This is a genomic window from Stappia indica, assembly GCF_009789575.1.
Classification (GTDB): Bacteria; Pseudomonadota; Alphaproteobacteria; order Rhizobiales; family Stappiaceae; genus Stappia; species Stappia indica_A.
The window spans coordinates 1,861,348-1,885,469 of the sequence record NZ_CP046908.1; the positions used below are offsets into that span (position 1 = coordinate 1,861,348).

Here is a 24,122-nt window from a genome sequence, read left to right on the forward strand (position 1 = left end):
GCCGGGACCGCCCGCAGACACTTTGGGGCGTCAGTTCGCGGACTTCGCCTTCTCGGCGAGGTCCACCGCCTTCGCATAGTTCTCGACGATGCGGGCGTCCCACTCCTGCTCGACCTCGGCCTGGCGACCGCTGGACTTGTCGTCCTCGCTCTTGCGCTTGGTCGTGAAGATCGCGCCGAAGGCCGGGTCGTTCGCCGTCTCCAGGTCGACCGGGGTCCAGGCCACCAGGGCGCGCGCCTCGGCAATCAGGTCCTTGGCTGCCTGCGAGCCGCCCTCGCCCACTGCCGCTTCGGCCTCGTGGATGGCCTTCACGGCCGCGGCCAGCTCCTTGTGGCGATAGGTGATCATGCTGTCGAACAGCGCGTTGACCGCGTTGTAATGCGCCTTGGAGGCGTCGCTGTCGAAGCTGACGCTGGCCTTGATCGTGTCGCCGACGAACGGGTTCGGGAAGCCTTCAGGCGCGTTGGCATAGGCTTCCGGATTGACCGGCAGACGCATGATCTTCGGATCGAGCAGCAGCTCCTGGCCCTTTGCCGACAGCAGGAAGTCGACGAACTTCCGGGCATTGTCCCCGTTCGGCGCGTTGGTCACGACGCCGACATTGGCCGGCACCAGGGCGGTCACGTCCGGATAGACGAAATCGACCGGGAAGCCCGAAGAGCGCGAGGAGAAGCCGAAGAAATCGATCACCACGCCGAAGCCGAAGGAGCCGGTGTTGACGCCGTCCGGCACGCCGAAGGAGCGCTCGGTGATGGTGTAGGAGTTGCCGCCGATCCACTTGATCTGCTCCCAGCCCTTCTCCCAGCCCTCGCCCTGCAGGATCGTCTCGATCGTCAGGTGCGTGGTGCCGGAGCGCGAGGGCGAGGAAATGCCGACATGGCCGAAATACTGCGCCTTGGTCAGGTCCGACCACTGCTTCGCCGGCTCGATGTCGTAGGACTGGGCATAGCGGGTGTTCCACATGATGCCGTAGCCCGACAGGGCGAAGCCCGTGTAGAAGCCGTCCGGATCGTTGATCGGATAGGCGCCGATCTTCGCCGGCAGGCCCTCGACCGACGAGGTGTACTTGACCAGCAGGCCGTCGGCCTTCAGCACCTCGAACGCATCCGGGGCCGAGGCCCAGAAGATGTCGGCGGAATTGTTCGACGCGGTTTCCTTCAGGAACTTGACGCCCGAGCTGGTGCTCTTGTTGACCACCTCGACGGTGACGCCGGGATTGGCCTGCTCGAAGGCGTTCTTGTAGACGTCGGTGACGTCGGCCGGATAGGACGTGACGATGGTCAGCTTGTCGCTGGCGAGCGCGAGCGTGGTCATGGACACGGACGCGAACAGAGCGGCCGCCCCCGCGGCTGCTTTCAGGGCAAAAGAGCTCACTTGTATTCCTCCCAATGGATCCGGCCTTGGCAGCCGGTGCCCTTTCCCCTCTCAAATGCCGTGCCAGAACCGAAAAGCCGGTCGAGAAAAACAATAGATCAATTATTTCAATTAACTATGGAGAAGGCGCGCAGGCGGCGCCCGGCGCACCTGTTGCGGAAATGACTCAGGTCGCCGGTTCGGAGTGAGTCGAAATCGACTCACTCAGCGGTGCCGCGCTCGGGCAGTTCGATGCCGAGCTTTTCCATCCGGAGATAGAGCTTCTTGCGCGGGATGCCGAGCTGGCGGGCGGCTGCCGACAGGTTGCCGGACGAGGCCTCGATGGCCTCGCGGATCGCCGCTTCCTCGAAACTGTAGAGCCGCTCCGGCAGGCTTGCCGCCGCCCCGCTCCCACCTGACGGCTGGCGGGACCCCAGGCCCAGCGCCAGCCGTTCGGCCCGGTTGCGCAGCTCGCGCACATTGCCCCGCCAGCGCTCGCCGATCAGCCCGGCCATCACCGCCGGCGCGATTGCCGGACATTCGCGCTGGCGCGCGGCCGCCGCCTCGCCGGCGAAATGGCGGAAGAGAACGGGAATGTCCTCCGCCCGCTCGCGCAGGCTCGGGATGCGGATCTCCGCCATGTTGAGGCGGTAGAACAGGTCCTCGCGGAATGTGCCCGCGTCCGCCGCCTCGCGCAGGTCGACCTTGGTCGCCGCCACCACCTTGACGTCGATGGGCACCGGCTCGTTGCTGCCGACCCGCTCGATGGCCCGCTCCTGCAGCGCGCGCAGCAGCTGGGTCTGCAGGTGCAGCGGCATGCTCTCGATCTCGTCGAGGAACAGCGTACCGCCGGAGGCATGCTCGAACCGGCCGATGCGCCGCTTCACCGCGCCGGTGAAGGCGCCGGCCTCGTGGCCGAACAGCTCGCTGGCGATGAGGTTCTCCGGGAGCGCGCCGCAGTTGATCGCGACGAACTGGCCCTGCCCGCGCGGGCTGAAGCGGTGCAGGCACCGCGCCACCAGCTCCTTGCCGGTGCCCGTCTCGCCGTGGATCAGCGTGTCGACATCGGCCGCGGCCACCGCCAGCACCTCGTCGCGCAAGAGCGCCATCGCCCGCGAGATGCCGATCAGAACGCCGGAGATCTCGCGGTCCGCGTCCCGCTCGCCGCGCAGGCGCCGGTTGTCGAGTTCCAGCGCCCGCAGCCGCAACGCATTGGCGGCGAGCGCGATCAGGTAGTCGGGATCGGCCGGCTTTTCCAGGAAATCGAAGGCGCCCGAGCGCATCGCCTCCACGGCGCGCGGCACGTCGCCATGGCCGGTCACCAGGATGACGGGGATCGCCGGGTCGATGCCATGCACCCGCGCCATCAGCTCCAGCCCGTCCATCTCCGGCATGCGCAGGTCCGAGACGACGACGCCGGCAAACCGGCTGTCGAGCCCGGCAAGCGCCGCCAGCGGCTCGCCATGGGCCCGCACCGCGTAGCCCTCCAGCATCAGGGTCTCGCGCATGGCCTCCAGCACGGCCGGATCGTCGTCCACCAGCACGACCGTGCCGCCACTTGCCCTAGACCCCGCCATGCGCCGCGCCTCGTGCCTCCTCGTCATCCGCCAGGTGCAATTCCAGGATGGCGCGCGTGCCGCCGCCCGTCGCAGGGGCAAGGCGCAGGCTGCCGTCGAAATCGCGGACGATGTTGTAGGTGATCGACAGGCCGAGACCAAGCCCTCGTCCCGGCCCCTTGGTGGTGAAGAACGGGTCGAACACCTTGTCGAGCACATCTTCGGAGATGCCGCAGCCGTTGTCCGCGACCTCGATCACCGCCCTCTCTCCGGCCGCGCGCACGCAGACGGCGACCCGCGGCGCCTCGCAGTCCTCGACCGCGTCGACCGCATTGCCGATCAGGTTGATCAGCACCTGTTCCAGCCGGTTGGCATCGGCCCGCACCAGGGGGCCGCCGGTATCCTGCGGCAGGTCGAAGGCGATGCGCGCCGCGCCGGGCTGCAGGCGGAACAGCTCCGCTGCCCTGAGCGCGATGGGCACCGGATCGCAGCTCGCCGCCTCGCGGGTGCGCCGGCGGGCAAGCGTCTTGAGGTGGTTGGACGTATCGGCCAGCCGCAGCACCAGGCCCGAGACCTGCTCCAGCTTCTCCCGCACCTTCTCGCTGTTGGCCTGGTCGAGATAGCGCCGGGCATTGTGCAGGTAGGAGCGCATGGCCGCGAGCGGCTGGTTGAACTCGTGGGCGATCCCTGCCGACAGCTGGCCGAGCGCGGCCATCTTGCCGGCCTGGACCAGCTCCTCCTGGGTTTCCAGCAGCTTGGCCTCCACCTGCCGGCGCTCGCCGATCTCGTGGGTGAGCCGCTCGTTGATCTCCACCAGTTCCAGCCGCCGCCGCCGGGCCAGCTGGCTGCGCCCCTGCAGCGTGCGCAGCGCATCGGCGAGCTGGCCCATCTCGTCCCGCCCGGTGACGTTGACCGGCGCGTCGAGCTGCCCTTCCGCAATGCTGCGCATGGATTTCAGCAGGCTGGACAGGCGCGGGATGAACTGCCGGCCGACCGTCAGCCAGCCGACGACCAGCGCCACCACGGCGAGCGAGCCGCCGAGGCCGAGCAGCAGCACCGTGCCGCGCCCCAGCGCATCGCGGGCCGAGGCCGCCGCCGCGACCGAACGCCGGCCGGCAGAGGCGACCGCCCCGCTGACCAGGCGCGACAGCCGGTCGAGCTTGTCGCCCGCCTCGTCGACGATCACCGCGCTTTCGCCCGCCAGCGCCGCCTCGCTGAGCTTCAGGTCGAACAGCTCGCCCCCCGGCGCGCCGAGCCTTGCGATATCCGCCAGCGCCTGGCGCAGGGTTACCGTGCTTGCCGCCTGCGCCAGCAGCGAGACCATGTCGCCGGTGCCGGCCACCGCCTCGCCGACGTCCTGGCGCAGCAGTTCGATCACGTCGCGGTCCTGCGCCTGGGCAACGCGAAGCAGCTTGCCGATCAACAGGTTCACATGGGCATGGGCGTCCCACAGCGTCTCGGCGAAACGCAGCTCGCCTTGCAGCAGCTCCGTGCGGGGCGCTGCCCCTTGCGCCGCCGGAGCCGCCCCCTCCAGCGCGTCGAGCGCAACGCGGATGTTGAAATCCGTATCGACGGTCAGCGGCTCGATCTCGCGCAAGGCCTCGTCATGCAGCCGGTTGAGGCGCACGACCAGCCCGTCGACCTGCTGGCGGATCTCCAGATGCCGGGCGACGTTCGCATCGATCCGGGCGATGTCGCCGGCGAGCGCCTGCGGCAGGTCGGCGGTCGCACCGGCGCTGCCGGGAAGATCGTCGTCGAGCGTCCGGCCGATGCGCTCCAGCAACTCGGCAAGGCTGCCGACGGCCGCCTCCAGCCGCGCACGGCTTTCCTGCCGTGTCTCCGTACCGCGCGCGAAAACGAGGCGCGGCATGTCGGCGCGAATGCCGGTCGCCACCTCGGCGAAGCGCGAGATGTCCGCCTGCCGCCCGCTTTCGATGGCGACCAGATCGCTCACCGTCTCGCCATAGCTGGAAAAGACGTAGACCGACAGCGCCGCCGTGCCGATGCCGACCGTCGCGATGATCGCCAGCGCCGCGATGAGACGGAAGCCGATGAAGGAGTGCAGCCGCTCCCGCCGCGAGGAAACGCCGTCCTGCCCACCGTCCTGCATGGCCATCGTCACCGGACTTCCGAAGGAACGACGAGGGCTGCCGCCATGCGTCGCTGGGCCTGCTCGACCAGCGCGCCGGCCTCGGCCAGCCGCTCGCGCGTCTCCCGGTGCCAGCTTTCCATCAGCCGCTCGCGAAAGGCGCGGTTTTCCAGCCGTTCCGGGCCACCGGGCGAGAACACCCGCACCAAGGCCGGATCATGCGCCATGAAGGCGCGCACGGGCACGCCGGTCGCCCGGCGATAGGCCCGGTCGAGCAGGGCGCGGGCCTGACGCGCCGCATCGCCCTCGCCCTGGCCCTCGCCCGGAACCATCGCCCCGACCTCCCGCCAGCGACGCCAGAACCGCCGGTGCTCGTCGAGCTGATAGGTCACCAGCTGGTCGAACAGCGCCACCACGACGTCCCGCCGGGTGGAGGCGAGCAGATAGTCGAACCGCTCCTCGAAGGGCGTTGCCTGCCGCGCCTCGGCCAGCGGAATGCGCGCCACCTGCGGCTCGGCCAGCAGCGCCTGTCCCGCCTCCCCTTGCAGGAAGGCGGCGAAGCGGCGCGCGCCTTGCGCGTGACGGGCGGTACTGAGCGCGGCAACGCCGGCCGGCAGCATCACGTCCTCGGGCACGGCGAGAAAGGCCAGCGGCTCGCCATTGGTCTGCTGCGTGCGGGCAAGGAAGCCGACACCGATGCCGACCGGAAACCGGCCATGCGCCAACCCCTCCGGCACGCCGAAGGAGCGCGCCGTCACCGTCGCCAGGTTGCCGGCCAGCTGCTGCAGATAGGCCCAGCCCTCCTCCCAGCCGAGCGATTGCAGCACCAGCTCGACGAAAAGCAGCGTGGTGCCCGAGCGCGCCGGCGCCGACATGGCGACCATCCCGGCATAGTCCGGCGCCAGCAGCGAGGCGAGGCCGGTGGGCGCGGGCAGCCCCTTGGCGCGGAGGAGATCCGGCCGCCACATGATGCCGAACTGCGAATAGGCGAAGGCATGCAGGCGCGGGGCGGACGGCGGCGCCGCGCCTCCCGCAGCACCGCCTGCAGGGACGGGCGGCGACAGCAGCCTCCCCCGCGCCAGCTCGGCAATGCCGATCGGCGAGCTCATCCACACCACATCGGCGCGCGGCAGGCGCTCGCTCGTCACATGCTCGATGATCGCGTGGGTCGACTTGTGCAGGAAGCGCAGCTCCTCGCCCGGATGGACGCGCGAATAGGCGACTGCCACCGCCTGGGCGAACGGTTCGGGATAGGAGGTCAACACGATGATCGGCGGTGTGTCCGGACTGTCGCCGGGCGCGCCGGCATCCTGCGCGACGAGAGGGCTGGGCAGCAGAGCAAGGGCGAACACCGCCAGTCCGGCAACGAGTCCGGCGACGATCATCCACGGGCGGCCGCCCCCTCCTCCCGGGGCGGACCGGACTGCAAGACGTGAGAGTGTCATTGTCTTTCCTGTGCCCGGCCCGGCGCGCTGCTCCTCCGCAGCGTCCGCAAGACCGGTCACGGTGATCACGATTGCGGCATTTGGCCACAAGGAAGCCGGCTCTTCAAGGCGTGCGCCCGCGCTTCTGACATCGGAATTTCTGCGCAGGCTTGCCTTGACGGCCGGACCATGCCCCTATTTGCAGGCATGAAATGTTCGATTTCGAACAAAACAGCGGAAGCTGAAGAGCTTCAAAGACCACGGGGCGGCAAGAGACACGGCGGATGCGGACGGACGAAAACCCCAAGAAGAAGACCCTGCGTCAGCAGCAGGTCATGAGCTTCCTGGAGAAATCCGGCTATGCCTCGGTCGAGGAACTGACCCAGCGCTTCGCCGTCACCTCGCAGACGATCCGTCGCGACATCGGCGAACTGGCGCAAACCGGCCGCGTTCGGCGCCACCACGGCGGCGTCGCGCTGGCGAGCCCCATCGACGCCCACACCTACCGCCAGCGGCGGGTCGAGCGCGCCAGCGCCAAGCGCCGCATCGCGCGGCGGGTTGCCGAACTGGTGCCGGACGGAGCCTCGGTCTTCCTCGACACCGGCTCGACCTGCGAGGCGGTTGCCGAGGCCCTGTGCGAGCGCACCGGACTGCGGGTCGTCACCTATGGCCTGCGCGCCGCGGTCACCCTGATCGACCGGACGGACTTCACCGTCGCCGTACCCGGCGGCTTCGTCCAGAACGTCGCCGGCAGCGTCAGGGGCGAGGACATCGCCGATTTCATTCGCCGGTTCCGCTTCGACGTGGCGATCATCGCCGTCAGCGGCATTGCCGAGGACGGCGGCATGGGCGACGACGACCAGAACGAAGTCTCCATCGTGCGCGCCGCCATCGGCCAGGCCCGCTCGACGCTGCTTGCCAGCGATTCCAGCAAGTTCTGCCGCACTGCCCTCGTGCATCTGGGGCCGGTGACCGAGGTTTCCGACCTCGTCACCGATGCGGCTCCCCAAGGTGCACTGCAGCAGATCCTTGCCTCATCTCAGGTCAGGCTGCACATTGCGTGACCGCACGTCGCCGGAAATCCGTTCGGCGGCTAAAAAATCTCGAAAGTTTCATTTAGACTGTTGTGAAGCCGCGCCATTTGCGCATTAAATGTCGCAAAAAGAAAAATGTTGTCTTTCGAACAGAGGAGAACCGAGATGCACCTGACAAAGCGGTCCGCACTGGCCGCCCTCGCAGCGATGATGCTGTCGGGCACGGCAATGGCCGACACGATCACGGTCTACACGTCCTATGAAGAGGACGAGGCCGCGGCCTTCCTCGAGGAGGCGAAGAAGGCGCTTCCCGATCTCGAGGTGAACATGCTGCGCCTGTCGACCGGCGATCTGGCGGCGCGCATCATCGCCGAAAAGGCGAATCCCCAGCACGACGTGCTGTGGGGCTTTGCCGTGACCTCGATGGTCAATCCGCAGATCCTCGAGGGTCTGGAAGCCTACAAGCCGGCCGGCATCGACCAGGTTCCCGAGCGTTTCCGCGATGCGGACGGCAAGTGGTTCGCCGTCACCGGCTACATGGCCGCGCTCTGCGTCAACAACGAGCGGCTGAAGGACAAGGGCCTGAAGATGCCCACCTCCTGGGCCGACCTGACCGACCCGTCCTTCAAGGACGAGGTGGTGATGCCCAACCCGGCCAGCTCCGGCACCGGCTACATCCAGATCAACTCGCTGCTGCAGCTGATGGGCGAGGAGAAGGGCTGGGAATTCCTCGACAAGCTGGACAAGAACGTCGCCCAGTACATCAAGTCGGGCTCGCGGCCCTGCAACGCCGCGTCCGCCGGCGAGTACACCGTCGGCGCGTCGTTCGGCCTGCGCGCGGTCAAGAACATCGAGGAAGGCTATCCGATCACGCTCGTGGTCCCCTCCGAAGGGGCAGGCAACGAGATGGAGGCCAACGCGCTGGTCGCCGCCTCCAAGAACAAGGACGCCGCCAAGCGCTTCCTCGACTGGACCTTGAGCGAGCAGGCCGCCAACGTCTATTACGACTGGAAGGCCATCGTCACCGTGCCGGGCGGCAAGATGCCCGAGCGCTTCACCTCTGCCGGCCTGCCGGACGACGTGTCGAAGGTCCTGTTCCCGGTCGACTTCAAGGCCGCGGCCGAGGAGCGCGCCCGGATCATCCAGACCTGGCAGGAAAAATACGAGCGTTGAGAACGGCTTGAGCCTGAACTCGTAGGGGGCATTCCGGCGGTCTTGCGCATGACGCGGGACCGCCGGGCGAGCCCCGCCTCGCGAGACGATGCTGCCGGCGCCGCCCCCTTGCGGGAGGGTGCCGGCCGCCGCCTTCGGGCGGTGCAGGCTTGCGCGCCCGTGCAAGCCTTGCTTCGCCGCCATCCTTTTGAAAAATCGCGCCCGCAGGGAAAGCCCCATGGACCTTTCGATCCACGATCTCGTCAAGCGCTTCGGCAAGCTGACCGCGCTCGACCATGTCTCGCTGGAGGTGGCCCAGGGCTCCTTCGTCTGCTTCCTCGGCCCTTCGGGCTGCGGCAAGACCACCTTGCTGCGCGTCATCGCCGGGCTGGAAGAGGCCGATGGCGGCAGCATTCGCCTCGGCGATTCGGACCTGTCCGCGATCCCCGCGCGGAACCGCAATTTCGGCGTCGTGTTCCAGTCCTACTCGCTGTTTCCCAACATGACGGCGGCCCGAAACGTCGGCTACGGGCTGGAATGCCGGCGCTGGGACAAGGCGAGAATGCAGTCCAGAATCAAGGAGATGCTCGATCTCGTGCATCTCGCCGACCAGGCCGAGAAGCTGCCCGCACAGATGTCCGGCGGCCAGCAGCAGCGCATCGCGCTGGCAAGGGCGCTAGCGCCCGACCCGTCCGCGCTGCTGCTCGACGAGCCGCTGTCGGCGCTCGACGCCAAGGTTCGCGAGGAACTGCGCATCGAGATTCGCGCGGTGCAGAAACGCCTCGGCATCACCACCATCATGGTCACCCACGACCAGGAGGAGGCGCTGGCCATGGCCGACCTGATCGTCGTCATGAGCAAGGGCCGGATCGAGCAGATCGGCACGCCGCAACAGCTCTACCGCGAGCCGGCCACCGCCTTCGTCGCCGACTTCATCGGCCGCATGAACGTGCTGCCGCTCGATCCCGAAACGGCCGGCGGGTTCAGCTTCGGCGGCATCCCGCTGGAAGTTGCAACGCATGCCAACGGCAGCGCAAGGCCCTCGGCGGCAGCCGCGCTCGGCATCCGTCCGGAGGCCGTCGCCCTGCAGGAGGCGGGCGCCTCCGGCCGCAATATCCTCGCGGCAGACGTGCGCTCCGTCTCCTTCCTCGGCAACATCACCCGCATCGAGCTCACGCCGGAAAACCGGCCGGAAACCGCCATTGTCGCCGAGCTGCACGGCACCGCCGCCATCCCGGAAGCCGGCGCGCGGCTGGCCGTCTCTCTCCCCGCCGACGCGCTGCGGGTGCTGTCATGAGCGCAACAGTCGAACGCGGATCGCAGTCGGTCGGCAGGACCGCCGGCTGGGCCAGCGATCGCTCGATCACCATGGGCCTGTCGGTCCTTGCGGCGATCCCGATCCTGCTGTTCCTGCTGCTGCCGCTGACCGGCATCCTGCTGCGCGGTTTCGAGACGCCGACGGGCTTCGGCATCGGCAACTTTACCGAGACCTTCGGCGCGGAGCGCTTCTGGCGGCTGGTCGGCAACAGCATCGCCATGTCGCTGACCGCGACGCTGGCCGCCGTCGGCCTTGCCTATTTCTACGCTTATGCCCTGCAGCGGGCATCGATCCCCTTCAAGCCGTTCCTGCGGATCGCCGTGCTGACGCCGCTCTTCGCCCCCTCGCTGGTGCAGGCGCAGGGGCTTATCCTCCTGCTCGGCCGCAACGGCGTGTTCAACCGTTTCCTCGGCTTCGACATTGATATCTATGGCTTTTGGGGCACGGCAATCGCCAATGCGCTCTACGCCTTTCCCTATGCCTACCTGATCCTGTCCGCGGCGCTGGCGGTGGCCGATGCGCGGATCTACGAGAGCGCCGAGACGCTCGGCGCGGGGCCGGCGCGCATCTTCCGGGACGTGACGCTGCCGGCCACCCGCTTCGGTCTGGCGGCGGCGATCTTCGTCGTCTTCACCCTGGTGATGACCGATTTCGGCAACCCGATGGTGATCGGCGGCGACTTCAGCGTCCTCGCCACCGAGGTCTACAACCAGGTGATCGGACAGGCGCAATTCGGTCTCGGCGCGGTGATCGGCATCGTCCTCCTGGTGCCGGCTATCCTCGCCAAGCTGATCGAGAAGCGCATCTCCAGCCGCCAGCACGCGCTGGTCACCGCCCAGTCCAAGCCCTTGGAAACAAAGCCGTCCCGCGGCCGCGACATCGCCTTCTCGCTCTATGCCTACGCGGTCGTGTCGCTGATCCTCAGCGTCCTTGTCATCGTCGTGGTGGCGAGCTTCGTGCGGCTGTGGCCCTACAACATGAGCTTCACGCTGAAGCACTACGAGTTCGACGTCCAGAACGGCACGGCGCCGCTGTGGAACAGCGTCGGCGTCTCGCTCGCCACCGCCATCCTCGGCGTCGCGATCACCGGCCTCACCGCCATCGTGGTGCAGAAGTTCAAGAACCCTCTCACCGGTCCGCTGTCGCTGCTGGCGATCCTGCCGGCGGCCGTTCCCGGCATGGTCCTGGGCCTCGGCTACGTGCTGACCTTCAACGAGCCGGCCAACCCGCTGAACGTGCTCTATGGCAGCTTCACGCTGATCGTTATCCTCAGCGTCTATTACAACCACGCCCACGCTTTCCTCATTTCCTCGACCAGTCTCAAGCAGATAGGCCCGGTCTTCGACGAGGCCTCGACGACGCTCGGCGGCAGCACGCTGACCACCTTGCGCAAGGTGACGCTGCCGCTTCTGTGGCCGACGCTGCTCGGCGTCGGCGTGTTCTATTTCATGCGCACGATGGTCTCGCTCTCGGCAGTTATCTTCCTGGTGACGCCGTCGACGCAGCTCGCCGCCGTCTCGGTGCTGCAGCTCTCCGACCGCGGCGCGGTGAACCAGGCGGCGGCCTTCTCGGTCTGCATCATGGCCATCGTGATCGGATGCCTTCTGGTCGTGCGCGCCATCCTGTGGCTGGCCGGCGCCAAGAACGTCACCCTGATCCGCTAGGGCGGGCGCGCGAAAATGCGAATGGATGCAAGGACTTGGCTCCTTGCCTCCGCGCAGGCGGCGCGGCTTGTCCCCGCACTCGGAAAATTGAGAAATTTCGAGACGGATTTTGCAAAATTGCGCGCCGAAACCGCCGCATTTCGAGAAAGGCGTCGCAATCTCCCCGTCCCCGGCAGGTCGCCGGAGAAAATGACGGAACCTCGTGGTGCCCGGCCGGTTAGGACCGTTCAACCACAGGAGTTCCGACATGGCCGAAAACCTCTGGCTGCTTGTTGTCCTCGGGGGGCCCGTGATCCTGGCCCTGTTCTTCTTCTACGTGCTGATGCGCCGGAGAAAGCGGGCCGAGCCGGCCGAGCGCCCGCGCGGCGAGGAGGCGACGAAGGAGCTGTACCGGAAGGACGCGACCGAGGGCGACCGCACCCACCCGCCGGAATACTGACGACAGGCGGCAGGGCCCATCCGCCGCTGCCCCTTACGCAGGGACAAATGCCGCCGCCCCCCGTGGACAAGTGGGGGGACAAGTGGGGGGGGACAAGTGGGGGACAAGTCGCGCTGTCCGCTATTCGGCAGCCTTGTAGGTGAGGTTCTCCGAAACCGCGTCGAGCGGGTTCGAGCTGCCGTCCTTGCGCAGCGCCGACCAGGGCGCATGCAGCGACCAGTAGAGCCCGTCCGGCCGATACTCCAGCGTCACGCTGGCCGAGAAGGCCGCCGCCGCATGCCGCTCGATGATCACCGAGCCGAAGCCGCTCCGTTCGGGCGGCGTGACGGGCGGCCCGCCCTCTTCCTTCCACTCCAGCAGCACACCCGGCTCGTCCCGCCGGTCGTCGGCGCTCGTCCAGGAGATGCGGATGCATCCGAGCGGGCTCTGCAGCGCACCGTACTTGATGGAATTGGTGGCAAGCTCGTGCAGCACGAGACCGAGATTCTGCACCGCGCTGACCCCGAGGACGAAATCCTCGCCGTCGATTGCCCGCTGGTTGAGCGACACGCCGACGGTCGTCAGATGCTGGTCGATCAGGCTGTGCATCGACACGCCGTACCAGTTTTCCTGGGCCAGCAGCTCGACGGACTGGGCAAGGCCCTGCAGCCGGCTGTCCGCTGCCTCCTGGAACTCTTCCTTGGTGGCGGACTGGCGCGCGATCTGCCGCAGGATCGCCTGCACCAGGGTCAGCACGTTCTTGGTGCGATGGACCAGCTCGCGCAGCAGCAGATGGACGCGGTTTTCCGCTTCGCTCCGGTCGAAGGAGGCGTTGCACAGCGCAACGGCGATCTGGTTCACCTCCAGCACCCGCGTCTCCAGCGGCGCGACGACCTCGCCGCGCCCCATCCGCTCGGCCATCCGCGACAGCTGCCGCACGGACCGGCTGAGCTGGCGGGCCACCAGATAGGCCAGCAGCATGCTCATGGCGATGAAGGCGATGCTGCCGAAGATCAGCAGCTTCCAGGTGACGACCGACGACTGCACCGAGGCGACCGGCCCCGACACGACCACCACCCAGGGAAAGCTGGGCAGCCGGGCGTAGCCGCTCACCATCGCCTCGCCGCCATGCTCGAACTCCACCGCATCGCTGTGCCGGCTGAAGCCGTTGTGCGGATCGGCGGGAAAGGCGGTCGCGGTAGGCAGGCCGCTGGCCCCGCTGGAGGCGATGACCATGTCGGTCTGGTCGATGACGGCGGCGCTCCAGCCGGGCGGGATCATCTCGCGCGACAGCACGGCCTGGACCTGGTCGGTGCCCTGGGTCAGGACGAGGGCGGCGCCGACATCGCGCAGGTTCTCGGGCAGCGGCATGGTGACGTTGAACACCCACTCTCCCCCGGTCTTGCCGAAGAAGATGTCGGAGACGGTGGTCTTGCCGCTCGAAAGGGCCGCTTGCAGCGCATCCTTGTTCGATGTGGGGCCGAGCGGCGTGCCGTAGGGCACACGGGTGTTGAGCAGCTGCTGCCCGGTCTCGTCCATCAGGATGAGATACATGGAATGCGACGACAGGATGTGCTGCGTCCGGTTCTGGAAGCCCCGAAGGTCGCCGTCCTCCAGTTCCGGAAAGACCGCCAGCAGCCGCAGCGTCGACGTCATGTCGGTGAGATGTCGCTCGACGATGCGCCCGAGCGCGCGTGCATCCGTGGTCGCCCGTTCGCGCAGCTCCTTTCGCTCGTTCGCCTCGATCTCCACGAAGAGAAAGGTCGCGAACGCGATCAAGGGCACGGCGATGGCGGCCGCGAGCAACGTCAGATACGACGTTATGGACGCCGTTGCCGGCGTAAGCGAGAACGCAGAAAAGAGTTTGCGCAAACGTGTCCGGTGCCGCCCCACGTCCGCACATGCCCCCACGCACGGCCCGACAGACACCACCCCTTTCCGGCTAGACGTTTACCCCCCGATCCGTTGCAAAACGTACTATCAAATTGCGGGCTTGGCCATAACGCCATTTTTGCGAAGCTGTGAACAAAGGAACATCGGCCGGCGCCGCGCGGTTCGAGAGGGTCGAAACCCAGCCGCAGGAGCACGAAATGGCGACACCCAACCGCAAGACCACGACCGAGGCGACCGCCGGACACCAGCGCAGGATCCAGGACGAGATAGACAAGGGCGGCAGCCCGGCGCACGCAAAGAGCGGCGCCATGCAGGCCGGCGCCAGGCTCTATCCCGAGCCGCCGCTGCCCGAGCAGCACCAGCCCAAGCCCGGCGCCGAATGGGCGCTCGATCCCCCGCCGATGTGCGATGCCCCCTATTACGAAGGCTCGCGCAAGCTCGCCGACAAGGTGGCGATCATCACCGGCGGGGATTCCGGCATCGGCCGCGCCGTCGCCATCCTGTTCGCCAGGGAAGGTGCGGATGTGGTGATCTCCTACCTGAGCGAAGACAGGGACGCCAAGGACACGGCCGAGATGGTGGAGAAGGAGGGCCGCCGCTGCCTGATGAGCCGGGGCGACCTGCGCGATCCCGCCTATTGCGCGCAGCTGGTGGACAAGACCGTCGACACGTTCGGCCGGCTCGATGTCCTGGTCAACAATGCCGCCTTCCAGGTGCATGCCGATGCGATCGAGGATCTGTCGACGGAGCATTTCACGGAGACCATCGAGACCAACCTGCACGGCCTGTTCCACATGTGCCGGGAAGCGGTGCCGCACATGAAGGCCGGCGCGGCGATCATCAACACCGGCTCGGTGGTCGGGCTCGAGGGCAAGGGACAGCTGCTCGACTACGCGATCACCAAGGGCGGCATCCACGCCTTCACCAAGTCGCTGGCCGAGCAACTGCTGCCGCGCGGCATCCGGGTGAACGCGGTCGCCCCCGGCCCGGTCTGGACGCCGCTCAACCCGTCCGACCAGGCGGCCGACAGGATCGCCCGGTTCGGCGCCTCGGTGCCGATGAAGCGTCCGGGCCAGCCGGAGGAACTGGCCCCGGCCTATGTCTTCCTGGCCTCGTCGCACTGCTCCAGCTACATCACCGGCGAGATCCTGCCCGTCGTCGGCGGCTGAGGGGCGGACAGGCAGCACACAGCACAGACGCGAAACGGGGCGGCCGAAGCCGCCCCGTCGTCTGCGTTGAAAGCCTGTTCCGGACCTGGCGGATCAGCTCGCCGCCGCCTGGTTGTGCGCCCCGCCGGGACGCACCACCCTGCCGAAGCCGATGCCCGTGACGGCCTGGTCCTGCTGCACCGCATCGGCCAGCGAGACGACGCCTGCCAGCCGCTTGTCGGCGTTCAACACCACGAGGCGGCGCACCTGGATGTCGCCCATGTTCATCACCACCTCCTCGATCTCGTCGTCCTCGCGGCAGTATTTCACGTCGCGCGACATGACGTCCCGCACGCGGGCCGAGCCGTCCAGCCCCCGCGCGACGCCGCGCACGACGATGTCCCGGTCGGTGATCATGCCGACCAGAGTGTCGCCCTCGCCGACGGGAAGCAGGCCGATGTCGCTTGCCGCCATGCGCGAGGCGATGGCTTCCAGCGTGTCGTCGGGGCTCGCGATCTGTACGTCCCGCGTCATGATCTGAGAAATCTTCATGTTGGTCTCCCGGTGTCTGATGCCAGCGGTACCGCTGCCGCGAGGGGCAGCGAGACCTGGAAAGGCCGGACCCGGCAGGTGGGTTCGTGTCCCGCGGCGGCCCGGCACCTCCCGAACCGCGGCCGCACCCGGAATGTTCCCGGCCGAAATCGCCCGATAGCGCCCGAGAGCGCCTGGAACATTCGCGCCTCCTGCCGGTTGTGCCCCGTGAAGAGGATCCGGCGAAGAGGATCCGAAACGGACCGAGCAAGGAGGCAAGCATGCCGTATCACGACGACGACGACATTCGGCGGGACGAGCGGGAGGGCCGCCGGCGCCGCCGCCATCCCGGCATCGGCGCGCTGTACGGGCCCTATCCGATGATCGGCGAAGGTCTCTATCCCCAGTATCCGGGCTATTACGGCGAGGATTACGACGACTACCGGCGCGGCGACCCGTGGCGCGGGCCGGGCCGACCGGAGCACCATGCCCGGCGCGGCCGCGATGAGCGCGGCGTCTGGGACCGCGCCAGCGACGAGGTCGCCTCCTGGTTCGGCGACGAGAGCGCCGAGCATCGCCGCGACATGGACAAGCACCGGGGCAAGGGGCCGCGCGGCTACAAGCGCTCGGATGCGCGCATCAGCGAGGATGTGCACGACCGGCTGAGCGACGATCCCTATCTCGACGCCAGCAACATCTCGGTCGAGGTCAACGACCGCGAGGTGACGCTGAGCGGGCTGGTCGACCATCGCCACGACAAGCGGCGGGCCGAGGACTGCGTCGACTCCGTCTCCGGCGTCACCCATGTGCAGAACAACCTGCGCGTTCGTCCGCATCCGGTGCCGCCGCAAAGCGACCTGGCATGACGGATGCCGCGGCCGGCCTCTCTCCCGTCTCCTCCCCTCCCCGGGAGACGGGAGCGGGAGCCGGCCGCCGGCGCTTTGGCGCCCTGCCTGCTTCAGCCCCCTTGCCTCTATTTCCGGTCGAGGACGGCGAGCAGCGGCAGGTGGTCGGAGGCAAGGCGTGCCAGCGGCGTGCGCAGGGCCGTGCAATCGAGGCAGCGCAGGCCCTTCGACAGGAAGATGTGATCGAGCCGCAGCAAGGGAAAGCGCGCGGGAAAGGTCGGCCCGGCAAGCCGGCCGGTTCTCGTGCGGGCCGAGGGGCGGGCCGAGGGGCGGGCAAGCTCCAGCACCGAGGCGACCTGCGCGAAGCTGGGAGAGGAGGGCACCGAGTTGAAATCCCCCATCAGCACCGCATCCTGCCCCCGGCACTCCGGATGGCCGAGCCAGGCCGGCCCGAGCAGCGTGCGCACCTGCGCCAGCCGCTCGCCCCGCCACAGGCCCAGATGCGTGTTGAAGACGTGGAGCGGGCGGCCCTCATGCTCGATCTCGCACCAGATCGCGCCGCGCGGCTCGCCCCGCGAGGGGATCGGCCCGGTCTTGACCACGCGCATCGGCAGCGAGGTGAGGATGGCATCGCCGTATTTTTCCTCCGCCATATGCATGGCGGGATGGAAGACGGAGGTCATCTCCAGCGCCGCGGCGATCTCCTCGGCCTGGTCGACGCCGCCGCTGCGCGAGCGGCCGACATCGAGTTCCTGCAGGGCGACGACATCCGGCTGCGCCTCGGCGATCACCTCGACGATGCGCGCAAGGTCGAGACGCCGGTCGCCGCCGACGCAGCCATGCACATTGTAGGACAGGAACCTCACTGCGCCGGCCTTAAAACCACGCCTTCAACATCCCGGTCAGGCGCGAGGCGGCAAAGCTGCCGACTTCGCGGAAGCGCTGCAGCGGCCAGTAGCGCCGCTTCGGATCGACGATGCCCGAGCCCAGATGCAGCAGGCCGGCGCGCTTGCGCGGATTGACCCGGTAGGGCCGCAGGCCGCGTTCGTTGACGTTGAGCTGGTCGATGACGGCGGCAAGCGAGCCGGTGCGCGCGATCACCTGTTCGACCGCGGCCGGGTCGGCGTCGAGATGCTCGGCCATCAGCGAGTTGCGCAAGCGCACGATCGCCTGCCGGCAGGCCTCGCCCTCCCCCTCGCTCTGGACCTCGCCCTGAACCTCGATCGCCAGGTCGCACTCCGTGTCGAAGCCTTCCGACCGGTTGTTGAGGTTCGACGAACCGACGCGCACGAAGCGGTCGTCGACGATCACCAGCTTGGCGTGGATGAGCACTTCCTGCTCGCCGCCCTCGCCGTCCGGCACCACGGCATAGGCGATGCGCAGCCGGCCCTCGCCATTGGCCCGCATCAGCCGGCGGATCGCCAGCGTGCGGCCATAGCCCATCGTCCACTGCTCCAGAAGGCCGCGCGTGTCGCGGGTGACGAGGATCACCACCTCCGGCCCGCCGGGCTCGCGCAGGCGCGCGGTCAGATGCCGGACCACCCGGGTCGAGACGAGGTACTGGGTCTCGATATAGATGCTCTCGCGCGCCGCATCGATGGCATCGCACGTGAGCTGGATCGGGTCCGTGCGCCGCTTGTGGTCGCTGTCGCCGGCCTCGGCCAGGGCGATGGCGATGTCGCACCCGGTGAGGTGCGGCTCCAGCTCTTCCGGCCAGCTCTCGTTTGGCCAGCTCTCGTTTGGCCAGCTCTCGTTCGGCGCCTCGGCGGAGGGAAGCGCGTCCGGAACCGCCCGTCCCCAGCGCCGGCGCACCACATCGGCAACGACGCGCGCGCCCTCGCCCGACAGCGCCACCTGGATGTCGTGCACGGGACCGTAGGGGTCGCCGTTCGGCCGGCAGCGCAGCGGGTTCTGCGCAAGGTGATCGGACGTGTCCCAGCGCTGCGAGGTCAGGTCGATGCCGCCGACGAAGGCGAGCTCCTCGTCGATCACCACGAGCTTCTGGTGATGGGAGGCGCGCAAGGGATGCTCGAAATCGTAATGCAGCGCGATGCGCGGATGCTCGCACCACTCAGTATCCTGCAGCACCGGAATGCGGCCGCTCGAATAGACCGGTCCCTCGCCCCACACGAGAATGCGGATGTCGAGATCCGGCAGCGCCTCGACCCGCGAGCGCAGCAATTCGCCGAGCGTCATCGCGCCCTCGTTCTGCGGCTGCAGGCGGATGTCGGGATCGAAGTCCCAGCCGACGATCCAGATGGAGCGGCGCGCCTGCATCAAGGCCGCCTCGACCTGACGGTAATAGGCATCGCCGTCCACCAGGAAGGCGAGGCGGTCGGCCCGCGCCACCCGCCAGGCGTTGCGGTCGGTATCGATGATCGGGGAAGGGTCGGAAAAGCTGTCTGTGCGTGTCATCCGGGGGCCGTTGCTGCCTTGAAACATCAAGAACGGGGAACATCAAGGGAAGGAGGCGCGCGCCGCGCGCCCTCTTCCGCAATTCGACGGACCGAAGTCAGCTGTCCCGTACGATCCGGTTGGACTCGTGATCCTGCCGCTGGTCGTTCTGCACGCCCTTGCTGTCGAGGCCGCGCTCCTTGCCGTGGCTGGCCTTGTCGCGGTTGGAAAGGGTCATGTTGTCGCCGAGGACGTCCTTGTCGGCGATGGTGCGCGCACCGCTGCCGCTGCCCTTGCCCTGCGAACCGGCGCCCATGTGCTTCTTGCTTGCGTTGGCCATCTGGTCCTGTCCTCCTGGTCTGTGCGGTCCGGCACGCGCCCGGATGGCGCCCGCCTCCAAGGATAAGTCGCGAGGCCGCAAATCGTTCCGACGGGCGCCCCGCCTCAGCCGGCGCGCAGGCTCGCGACCGGATGGTCCGTGTTGCGCTCGAGGGAGGAATGGGGCGAGCCCTCCCCCAGCTCTTCCAGCAGGCGGTGGCGGGCCCTGTTGAGCCGGCTCTTGATCGTGCCCATCGCGCAGCCGCAGATTTCCGTCGCCTCCTCGTAGGAGACGCCGCGCAGGCCGATGAGAACAAGAACCTCGCGCTGCTGTGCGGGAAGACGATCGATCGCCTCGGCGATCTCGTGGCCGCGGCACGACCATTCCTGCGTCGGGTCGGCGGCCGGGCGCAGGGACACGCAGTCGGCCGCCCCCGGCGCCTCGCGCGTGTCGATCTTGATCTTGGTGTAGAACGCATTGCGCATGATCGTGAACAGCCACGACTTCATGCTGGTACCCGGACGGAACTGGTGAATGCTGGTAAGCGCGCGGGTCAGGGTCTCCTGGACCAGGTCGTCGGCATGGGTCGGTTCCCGGTAGAACGTCCTTGCGAAGGCACGCAGGGCGGGGATCAGGTGGACGATCTCGGATTGCGGACCGCTTAGACGGGCGCGACTGCGTATTCCCGGCATCGGGGCTCCTCCTCGACTGCAAGATCTGGCTGGCCCCCGCTGCCCTCCCTGACTCAACTTGCCGTGAGCGGCATTGTTCCCCGGTTCGCGCCGATTTCTCGCAACCCTCCGCAGTCTTGCGGAGGCCGGCACGCCCGGAGCGCGCCACGGCCACGGGAACACGATGGTCGGGAACACGATTGCCGGCCGCGGGTTTGGAACAGTGTGGCCTGCGGCAACCGCGGCCGGCCGCGGCGGGCGGAAGGCCCGATGCGGATCACGGGCCTTCCGCCCGCATTGCCCCGGTTCCGGCCGGCGCGTGCCCGTTCCGCGCACAGCAAGGAGACAGGACATGTCGCAGCTGGAGCCGTTCGAACTGGAAGGCCGCCTCAACGGATTGCGCGATGCGCTGGAGATCGTCCTGCGCCACCTGATCGCCCAGGGCGGAGCGCAGGACCTGCGCGCCCAGCTGGAGGCGCGGCGGGAGCTTGCCGACCAGCAGGAGGATCCCGGCGCAGTGCCGCAGGCCGCCTTCGCCGTGGAGGCGGCGGCGGCACGCGAGATCAAGCTGTTGCTGGAACGGGTCGAGGCCGGCCTGGAGCAGCGCCAGACATGAGACAATGGCAGTCCGGCGGCAGCACTCCCGCCGCCGCCGGACCGGGTTGCCTGACCTTATTCGATGACGGCGCAGGCCCGCCGGTCGCCGGCATCGCCGGTCGGCTGGCTGGAATAGTCGTCCTTGCCGCCATGGATCATCAGCGCCTTGCCGCGAATGGCCTGCTCGCCATCGAGCGTCACCTTGGCGTTGAACACCTGCGCCCGCAGCGTGCCCGCGCCATCCACCCACTGGTTGGGCATGTCGCCGGCATGCGGGCCCTTTTCCGCAAGGTAGCCGTGATCGGCGCCGCCCGGATTGAAATGGCCGCCGGCCGACTTGTGGCCGTCGGAGGCATCGCAGGTGCCGGTCTCGTGCACATGGAAGGCGACCCACTGGCTGGTGGGAAGGCCGCTCACCTCGAGGTCGATGAGCACGCCGGCGGAGGTGCCGGTGAGGGTGGCGCGGCCGGTCTCCCGGCCGTCCTGGCCGATGAAGGTGGCGCTCGCCTCCTGCCGGGCCTCACCCTGCGCGGCCGCTGGCAGCGCGGCGATGGCAACGAGGCCGGCGGCGATCATGACAGTTTTCATCCCTTAGTCTCCTGCATTTGGCGGTGACGGCGAGCGAACGGCGACGGCCGCCGTCAGCCCGTCCCTGCCGAACCGGTCAGCGGCCGGCATGTTCCGCATTTCTTTCCCCCGCCTGGTCCCCCGTAGCCATCCTGCGGGGAACATGAGGCGCCCTTGCGGCGTTGGACTTGGAGAGTTGGGAAACGAAACCGGCCCGAACCAGGGAGGCTCCCGTGACACCAAGATCCGCACCTCTTTTCCTTGCCGCGCTGCTGGCCCTTGCCGGTCCGGCGAGCGCCCAGCAGCAGGACGCCGAGCCGCCCGCCATGGGCGACGAGCGCTGCCGCCTCAGCCCCGATCCGGACGGCGAGGGCCTCACCGGCCAGCCGGGCACCCAGCCGGGCACGGAGGGCGAAGGCGAGACGCTGTCCGGCATGCTGGACGCGTGCGGGGGCGTGCTGGAGCCGCCGCCTTCGAACAATGGCGAATTCGTCCAGCCGGCGCCCGATGCGGGCGAGACCCCGGTGATCCCGCCCCGCGCCCTGCCCGACCAGCAGACGCCGGGCGGCGAAACGACGACGCAGTAACGGAACGACGCGCAAGGTGAAGGTTCGCCAGACATGACCCGCAGGATCTACAAGCTCGTTCCCGTTGCCGCCGCAGGGGACCCGAACTGGGAGCGCGCCGGCGGCAGCGGCATCGTTCTGGTGCGCGCCGACTCGGCCGGCGATGCAAGGCTCGTCGCCAGCGAGGCCGAGCCCGATTTCCTCGACATCGACCGCAAGCCCTCGCACGGCGTCTCGACGCGCTTTGCCAGCGCCTTTCGCGACGAAAAGCTCTACGCGGTCGAGGATTGCGAGAGCTCCGGCCATTCCCCCGACGGCCCGCGCGAGGTGGTGGAAGGAACGATCAGGAATCCGCTTGAGGACTGACGGGAGGGGCGAGCGCCCCTCCCCGTCTTCGCGAGCGTCAGCTCTCGACCTCGGTCTGCGGCCGGTCGTTGCCCGCCTCCTGCTCGACATGCCAGGCGCCGGCCTCGTCCTGATATTCGATCCACTCCGCATCGCCCGGCCGGGTCTGTTCGCGGGCGGCCTGCAACGCGGCAAGGCGGGCCTCGTCGGCCGTGGCGAAGGTCTCGGAAAAGACGTCGGCGACGCGGTAGGCCCAGCCGCCGTCATGCTCGACGACGTGATAGACGACCTTGGTCATGGTGCGCTCCTTTGCGGTTGTCGGATGCTCAGCGGGCGCTGAGCATCATTTCGCGCACCCATCGCAGCAGCAGTTCGTCGTAGGAGCGCCGGCTTTCGGCGTCCGACAGGCCGTGGTCCGCGCCCTTGATGATGCGGTGGGTGATCGAGCAGGCATTGCTGAAGGCGGCGAGATAGCTGGCGATGGTGGGATGGGGAACGAGATGGTCGTTCTCCGATTCCACCACCAGCACGTCGCCGGAAAAATCCTGGCAGTGGCGCAGGGCCCGGTTGGCATCGCGCGCCACCTGCCGGCTGCGGTATTTCTGCAGCTCGCGCCGGTCGAGCGAGACCTTGGGCGTGTCCCAGTCTTCGTCGCGGTAGAGCGCCGGCACGCGCAGGGCCAGCCATCTGACCCGGCGCGAGGTCGCAAGAAAAGTGCTGAGATAGGCGCCGTAGCTGCTGGCGATGACCGCGATCGACGTGGTGTCGACGGCAGGATGCGAGGCAAGCACGTCATAGGCGGCGCAGATGTCGGCGAGATTGTCGGCGCGGCTGACCTTGGTCTTGTCGATATCCATCGCGCCATGGCCGCGCATGTCGAAGGTGAGGCAGATGCAGCCGAGTCGCGAGATGGCGCGCGAGCGCTTCTCGTCGCGCTTCTGGCTGCCGCCCCAGCCGTGAACGAAGAGAACGCCCGGCCAGCCGGTCTGCGGCTCGAAGATCTGGCCGGCAAGCCGGGCGCCTGCAACCTCGATATGTGTATCGGTCTTTCTCAAGGCGCGTCCTGTACGAAAGCGTATTTCAGGACCGGCCCGACCTCGGCATCGGTGCCGTGGAAGTAGAGCCTGGCGTTCTCAGGGGGAACGGCCGTGGCGCCGTATCGTTCCACCGAGGCGGCGACAACGTGGCGGCGCTCCGGATCGCGGTCCAGCACCTCCAGCGCGGCAAGCTCGGCCGGGCTCGCCCCGCCGACCCGCCAGGACTGTTCCAGCACCGCGCAGCGCGGCTCGCCGGACTGGTCGGTGCCGACGATGATGTCGTAGTTGCGCCGCGAGGCGACGAGGCCGAGCTCGCGCTCGGCCAGCCGGTCGAAGCGCATGGCCATGGCGCACAGTTTCGCCACGTCCGGCGGCACCAGCTTCAGCAGGTCGGCATAGCCGCCGCGGGCGACGAACAGGCGCGAGCCGCCATAGACCTCCTCGCCGGTGTTGCTGAGGGTGAGCTCCTGCGTGCCGACATAGGCCGCATGCAGGCCGCCGAGCATCACCTCGCCGACGCTGTAGGTCTTCACGTTCTCCAGATGCTCCTCCAGCACCAGCCCTTGCGCGAGCAGGCCGGTCTCCTCGACCCGCACCAGCACCCGGTCGAGCTCGTCCCGCGAGCGTGCCACGAACTGGCCGAGACCGCCGCTGGCGCCGACCGCCTTGATCCGCACCGGGCCGCGCTCGAGCAGCCGGCGGCCGACCTTCACCGCCCCGTCGGTGGTGAAGCTGCTCGCCCCCACCAGCACCACATCGCAGGCAGCTGCAGCAAAGGCGGCGGGCCAGCCCTCGGGCGGCGTTTCGCCGGGCGCCAGCGGATGGACGATGGCCTTGGTCGCCAGCAGCCCGGCCGGCACCCACCCGCCGAAGAAGCGCGACGGATCGGGCCCGGCGGGGCCGAACACCGCCGCGCCGTCGTCGGCAAGCAGCGTGCTGCGGGGAATGCAATAGCAGGCCTCGGCGCCTGCGACATCCTCCAGGCGGCCGCCGTAGCGGCGGCGCAGGAGCTCGGCCGCATGCCGGGCAAGGGCCATATGGGTCTGCGCCTGATGGGTCGGCGCGTCCTCGCACCCCCATGTCACGAGCAGACCCTCATCTGAAGATCCGCGATCTTCGGTGCTGGACGTCATCGCAGTGTCCCCAAGCATGCGCGGGGCCGGGGGGAGGCAGCCCTTGCAGGCCGCCTCCCCCGATCCGG

At 68.4% G+C, this 24,122-nt stretch carries 24 protein-coding genes; 10 read left to right on the forward strand and 14 right to left on the reverse strand.

The window, feature by feature from the left end:
• Positions 1-30: 30 nt before the first annotated feature.
• The 4 genes from GH266_RS08780 to GH266_RS08795 form a co-directional block, all read right to left on the reverse strand.
• On the reverse strand, positions 31-1,374 hold the full coding sequence (locus tag GH266_RS08780; RefSeq protein WP_244953799.1) for an ABC transporter substrate-binding protein: 1,344 nt from the start codon (positions 1,372-1,374) through the stop codon (positions 31-33).
• A 200-nt stretch (positions 1,375-1,574) separates the two neighbouring features.
• Positions 1,575-2,930, reverse strand: coding sequence for a sigma-54-dependent transcriptional regulator (locus GH266_RS08785; RefSeq protein WP_158193559.1), 1,356 nt, complete (start codon positions 2,928-2,930; stop codon positions 1,575-1,577).
• Positions 2,917-5,025 carry an ATP-binding protein gene (locus GH266_RS08790; protein WP_158193560.1) on the reverse strand — a complete coding sequence of 703 codons (2,109 nt, stop codon included), beginning with the start codon at positions 5,023-5,025 and terminating at the stop codon, positions 2,917-2,919. The genes GH266_RS08785 and GH266_RS08790 overlap by 14 nt, the downstream gene beginning before the upstream one ends.
• Before the next feature lie 2 nt (positions 5,026-5,027).
• Complete coding sequence (locus GH266_RS08795) at positions 5,028-6,383, reverse strand: ABC transporter substrate-binding protein (RefSeq protein ID WP_158193561.1); 1,356 nt, start codon at positions 6,381-6,383, stop codon at positions 5,028-5,030.
• 323 nt (positions 6,384-6,706) lie between these two features.
• Here GH266_RS08795 and GH266_RS08800 point away from each other — a divergent pair, with 323 nt between their 5' ends.
• The 5 genes from GH266_RS08800 (at position 6,707) to GH266_RS08820 (ending at position 12,029) form a co-directional block, all read left to right on the forward strand.
• Positions 6,707-7,486 (forward strand): DeoR/GlpR family DNA-binding transcription regulator, encoded by a 780-nt coding sequence (locus GH266_RS08800; protein ID WP_158193562.1) that lies wholly within the window; start codon positions 6,707-6,709, stop codon positions 7,484-7,486.
• A gap of 135 nt (positions 7,487-7,621) precedes the next feature.
• Complete coding sequence (locus GH266_RS08805; RefSeq protein WP_158193563.1) at positions 7,622-8,629, forward strand: ABC transporter substrate-binding protein; 1,008 nt, start codon at positions 7,622-7,624, stop codon at positions 8,627-8,629.
• A 217-nt stretch (positions 8,630-8,846) separates the two neighbouring features.
• Positions 8,847-9,905, forward strand: a complete 1,059-nt coding sequence (locus GH266_RS08810; RefSeq protein WP_158193564.1) for a putative 2-aminoethylphosphonate ABC transporter ATP-binding protein — start codon at positions 8,847-8,849, stop codon at positions 9,903-9,905.
• On the forward strand, positions 9,902-11,590 hold the full coding sequence (locus GH266_RS08815) for an ABC transporter permease subunit (protein WP_158193565.1): 1,689 nt from the start codon (positions 9,902-9,904) through the stop codon (positions 11,588-11,590). Before GH266_RS08810 ends, GH266_RS08815 begins: the two co-directional genes overlap by 4 nt.
• A gap of 247 nt (positions 11,591-11,837) precedes the next feature.
• Entirely contained in the window at positions 11,838-12,029 is a 192-nt protein-coding gene (locus GH266_RS08820; RefSeq protein ID WP_158193566.1) for an LPXTG cell wall anchor domain-containing protein, read from the forward strand.
• 120 nt (positions 12,030-12,149) lie between these two features.
• Here GH266_RS08820 and GH266_RS08825 read toward each other — a convergent pair whose 3' ends face one another.
• Complete coding sequence (locus tag GH266_RS08825) at positions 12,150-13,793, reverse strand: sensor histidine kinase (RefSeq protein WP_199270485.1); 1,644 nt, start codon at positions 13,791-13,793, stop codon at positions 12,150-12,152.
• Between the two features lie 305 nt (positions 13,794-14,098).
• Here GH266_RS08825 and GH266_RS08830 point away from each other — a divergent pair, with 305 nt between their 5' ends.
• Complete coding sequence (locus GH266_RS08830; protein WP_158193568.1) at positions 14,099-15,070, forward strand: SDR family oxidoreductase; 972 nt, start codon at positions 14,099-14,101, stop codon at positions 15,068-15,070.
• A 93-nt stretch (positions 15,071-15,163) separates the two neighbouring features.
• Here GH266_RS08830 and GH266_RS08835 read toward each other — a convergent pair whose 3' ends face one another.
• Positions 15,164-15,601 carry a CBS domain-containing protein gene (locus tag GH266_RS08835; RefSeq protein WP_158193569.1) on the reverse strand — a complete coding sequence of 146 codons (438 nt, stop codon included), beginning with the start codon at positions 15,599-15,601 and terminating at the stop codon, positions 15,164-15,166.
• A gap of 260 nt (positions 15,602-15,861) precedes the next feature.
• On the opposite strand from GH266_RS08835, the gene GH266_RS08840 reads away from it, so the two are divergent.
• On the forward strand, positions 15,862-16,446 hold the full coding sequence (locus GH266_RS08840) for a BON domain-containing protein (protein ID WP_158193570.1): 585 nt from the start codon (positions 15,862-15,864) through the stop codon (positions 16,444-16,446).
• A 107-nt stretch (positions 16,447-16,553) separates the two neighbouring features.
• On the opposite strand, the gene GH266_RS08845 is transcribed toward GH266_RS08840, so the two are convergent.
• The 4 genes from GH266_RS08845 to GH266_RS08860 form a co-directional block, all read right to left on the reverse strand.
• The gene (locus tag GH266_RS08845; RefSeq protein ID WP_158193571.1) at positions 16,554-17,291 is read right to left on the reverse strand and encodes an endonuclease/exonuclease/phosphatase family protein; all 738 of its coding nucleotides are present in this window, start codon (positions 17,289-17,291) and stop codon (positions 16,554-16,556) included.
• A 10-nt stretch (positions 17,292-17,301) separates the two neighbouring features.
• Entirely contained in the window at positions 17,302-18,840 is a 1,539-nt protein-coding gene (locus GH266_RS08850; protein WP_158193572.1) for a phospholipase D-like domain-containing protein, read from the reverse strand.
• Between the two features lie 97 nt (positions 18,841-18,937).
• The gene (locus GH266_RS08855; RefSeq protein ID WP_158193573.1) at positions 18,938-19,159 is read right to left on the reverse strand and encodes a hypothetical protein; all 222 of its coding nucleotides are present in this window, start codon (positions 19,157-19,159) and stop codon (positions 18,938-18,940) included.
• 104 nt (positions 19,160-19,263) lie between these two features.
• Positions 19,264-19,830 carry a sigma-70 family RNA polymerase sigma factor gene (locus GH266_RS08860; RefSeq protein ID WP_158193574.1) on the reverse strand — a complete coding sequence of 189 codons (567 nt, stop codon included), beginning with the start codon at positions 19,828-19,830 and terminating at the stop codon, positions 19,264-19,266.
• A 331-nt stretch (positions 19,831-20,161) separates the two neighbouring features.
• Between GH266_RS08860 and GH266_RS08865 the strand changes: the two genes are divergently transcribed.
• A complete protein-coding gene (locus tag GH266_RS08865) occupies positions 20,162-20,425 on the forward strand; it encodes a hypothetical protein (protein ID WP_158193575.1) in 264 nt (87 codons plus the stop codon).
• A 56-nt stretch (positions 20,426-20,481) separates the two neighbouring features.
• Here GH266_RS08865 and GH266_RS08870 read toward each other — a convergent pair whose 3' ends face one another.
• Positions 20,482-20,994 carry a superoxide dismutase family protein gene (locus GH266_RS08870; protein ID WP_158193576.1) on the reverse strand — a complete coding sequence of 171 codons (513 nt, stop codon included), beginning with the start codon at positions 20,992-20,994 and terminating at the stop codon, positions 20,482-20,484.
• Between the two features lie 212 nt (positions 20,995-21,206).
• On the opposite strand from GH266_RS08870, the gene GH266_RS08875 reads away from it, so the two are divergent.
• Both GH266_RS08875 and GH266_RS08880 read left to right on the forward strand, forming a co-directional pair.
• Positions 21,207-21,560, forward strand: coding sequence for a hypothetical protein (locus tag GH266_RS08875; RefSeq protein ID WP_158193577.1), 354 nt, complete (start codon positions 21,207-21,209; stop codon positions 21,558-21,560).
• 33 nt (positions 21,561-21,593) lie between these two features.
• Positions 21,594-21,905 carry a hypothetical protein gene (locus GH266_RS08880; protein ID WP_158193578.1) on the forward strand — a complete coding sequence of 104 codons (312 nt, stop codon included), beginning with the start codon at positions 21,594-21,596 and terminating at the stop codon, positions 21,903-21,905.
• Positions 21,906-21,942: 37 nt separating this feature from the next.
• On the opposite strand, the gene GH266_RS08885 is transcribed toward GH266_RS08880, so the two are convergent.
• Genes GH266_RS08885 through GH266_RS08895 form a run of 3 tightly spaced genes read right to left on the reverse strand, consistent with a single transcriptional unit; the run spans position 21,943 to position 24,054 of the window.
• Entirely contained in the window at positions 21,943-22,182 is a 240-nt protein-coding gene (locus GH266_RS08885) for a DUF2188 domain-containing protein (protein ID WP_158193579.1), read from the reverse strand.
• A 28-nt stretch (positions 22,183-22,210) separates the two neighbouring features.
• Entirely contained in the window at positions 22,211-22,939 is a 729-nt protein-coding gene (locus GH266_RS08890; RefSeq protein ID WP_158193580.1) for an alpha/beta hydrolase family protein, read from the reverse strand.
• Positions 22,936-24,054: a DUF3182 family protein gene (locus tag GH266_RS08895; RefSeq protein WP_158193581.1), complete on the reverse strand. Its 1,119-nt coding sequence runs from the start codon at positions 24,052-24,054 to the stop codon at positions 22,936-22,938. The genes GH266_RS08890 and GH266_RS08895 overlap by 4 nt, the downstream gene beginning before the upstream one ends.
• Between the last annotated feature and the right edge of the window lie 68 nt (positions 24,055-24,122).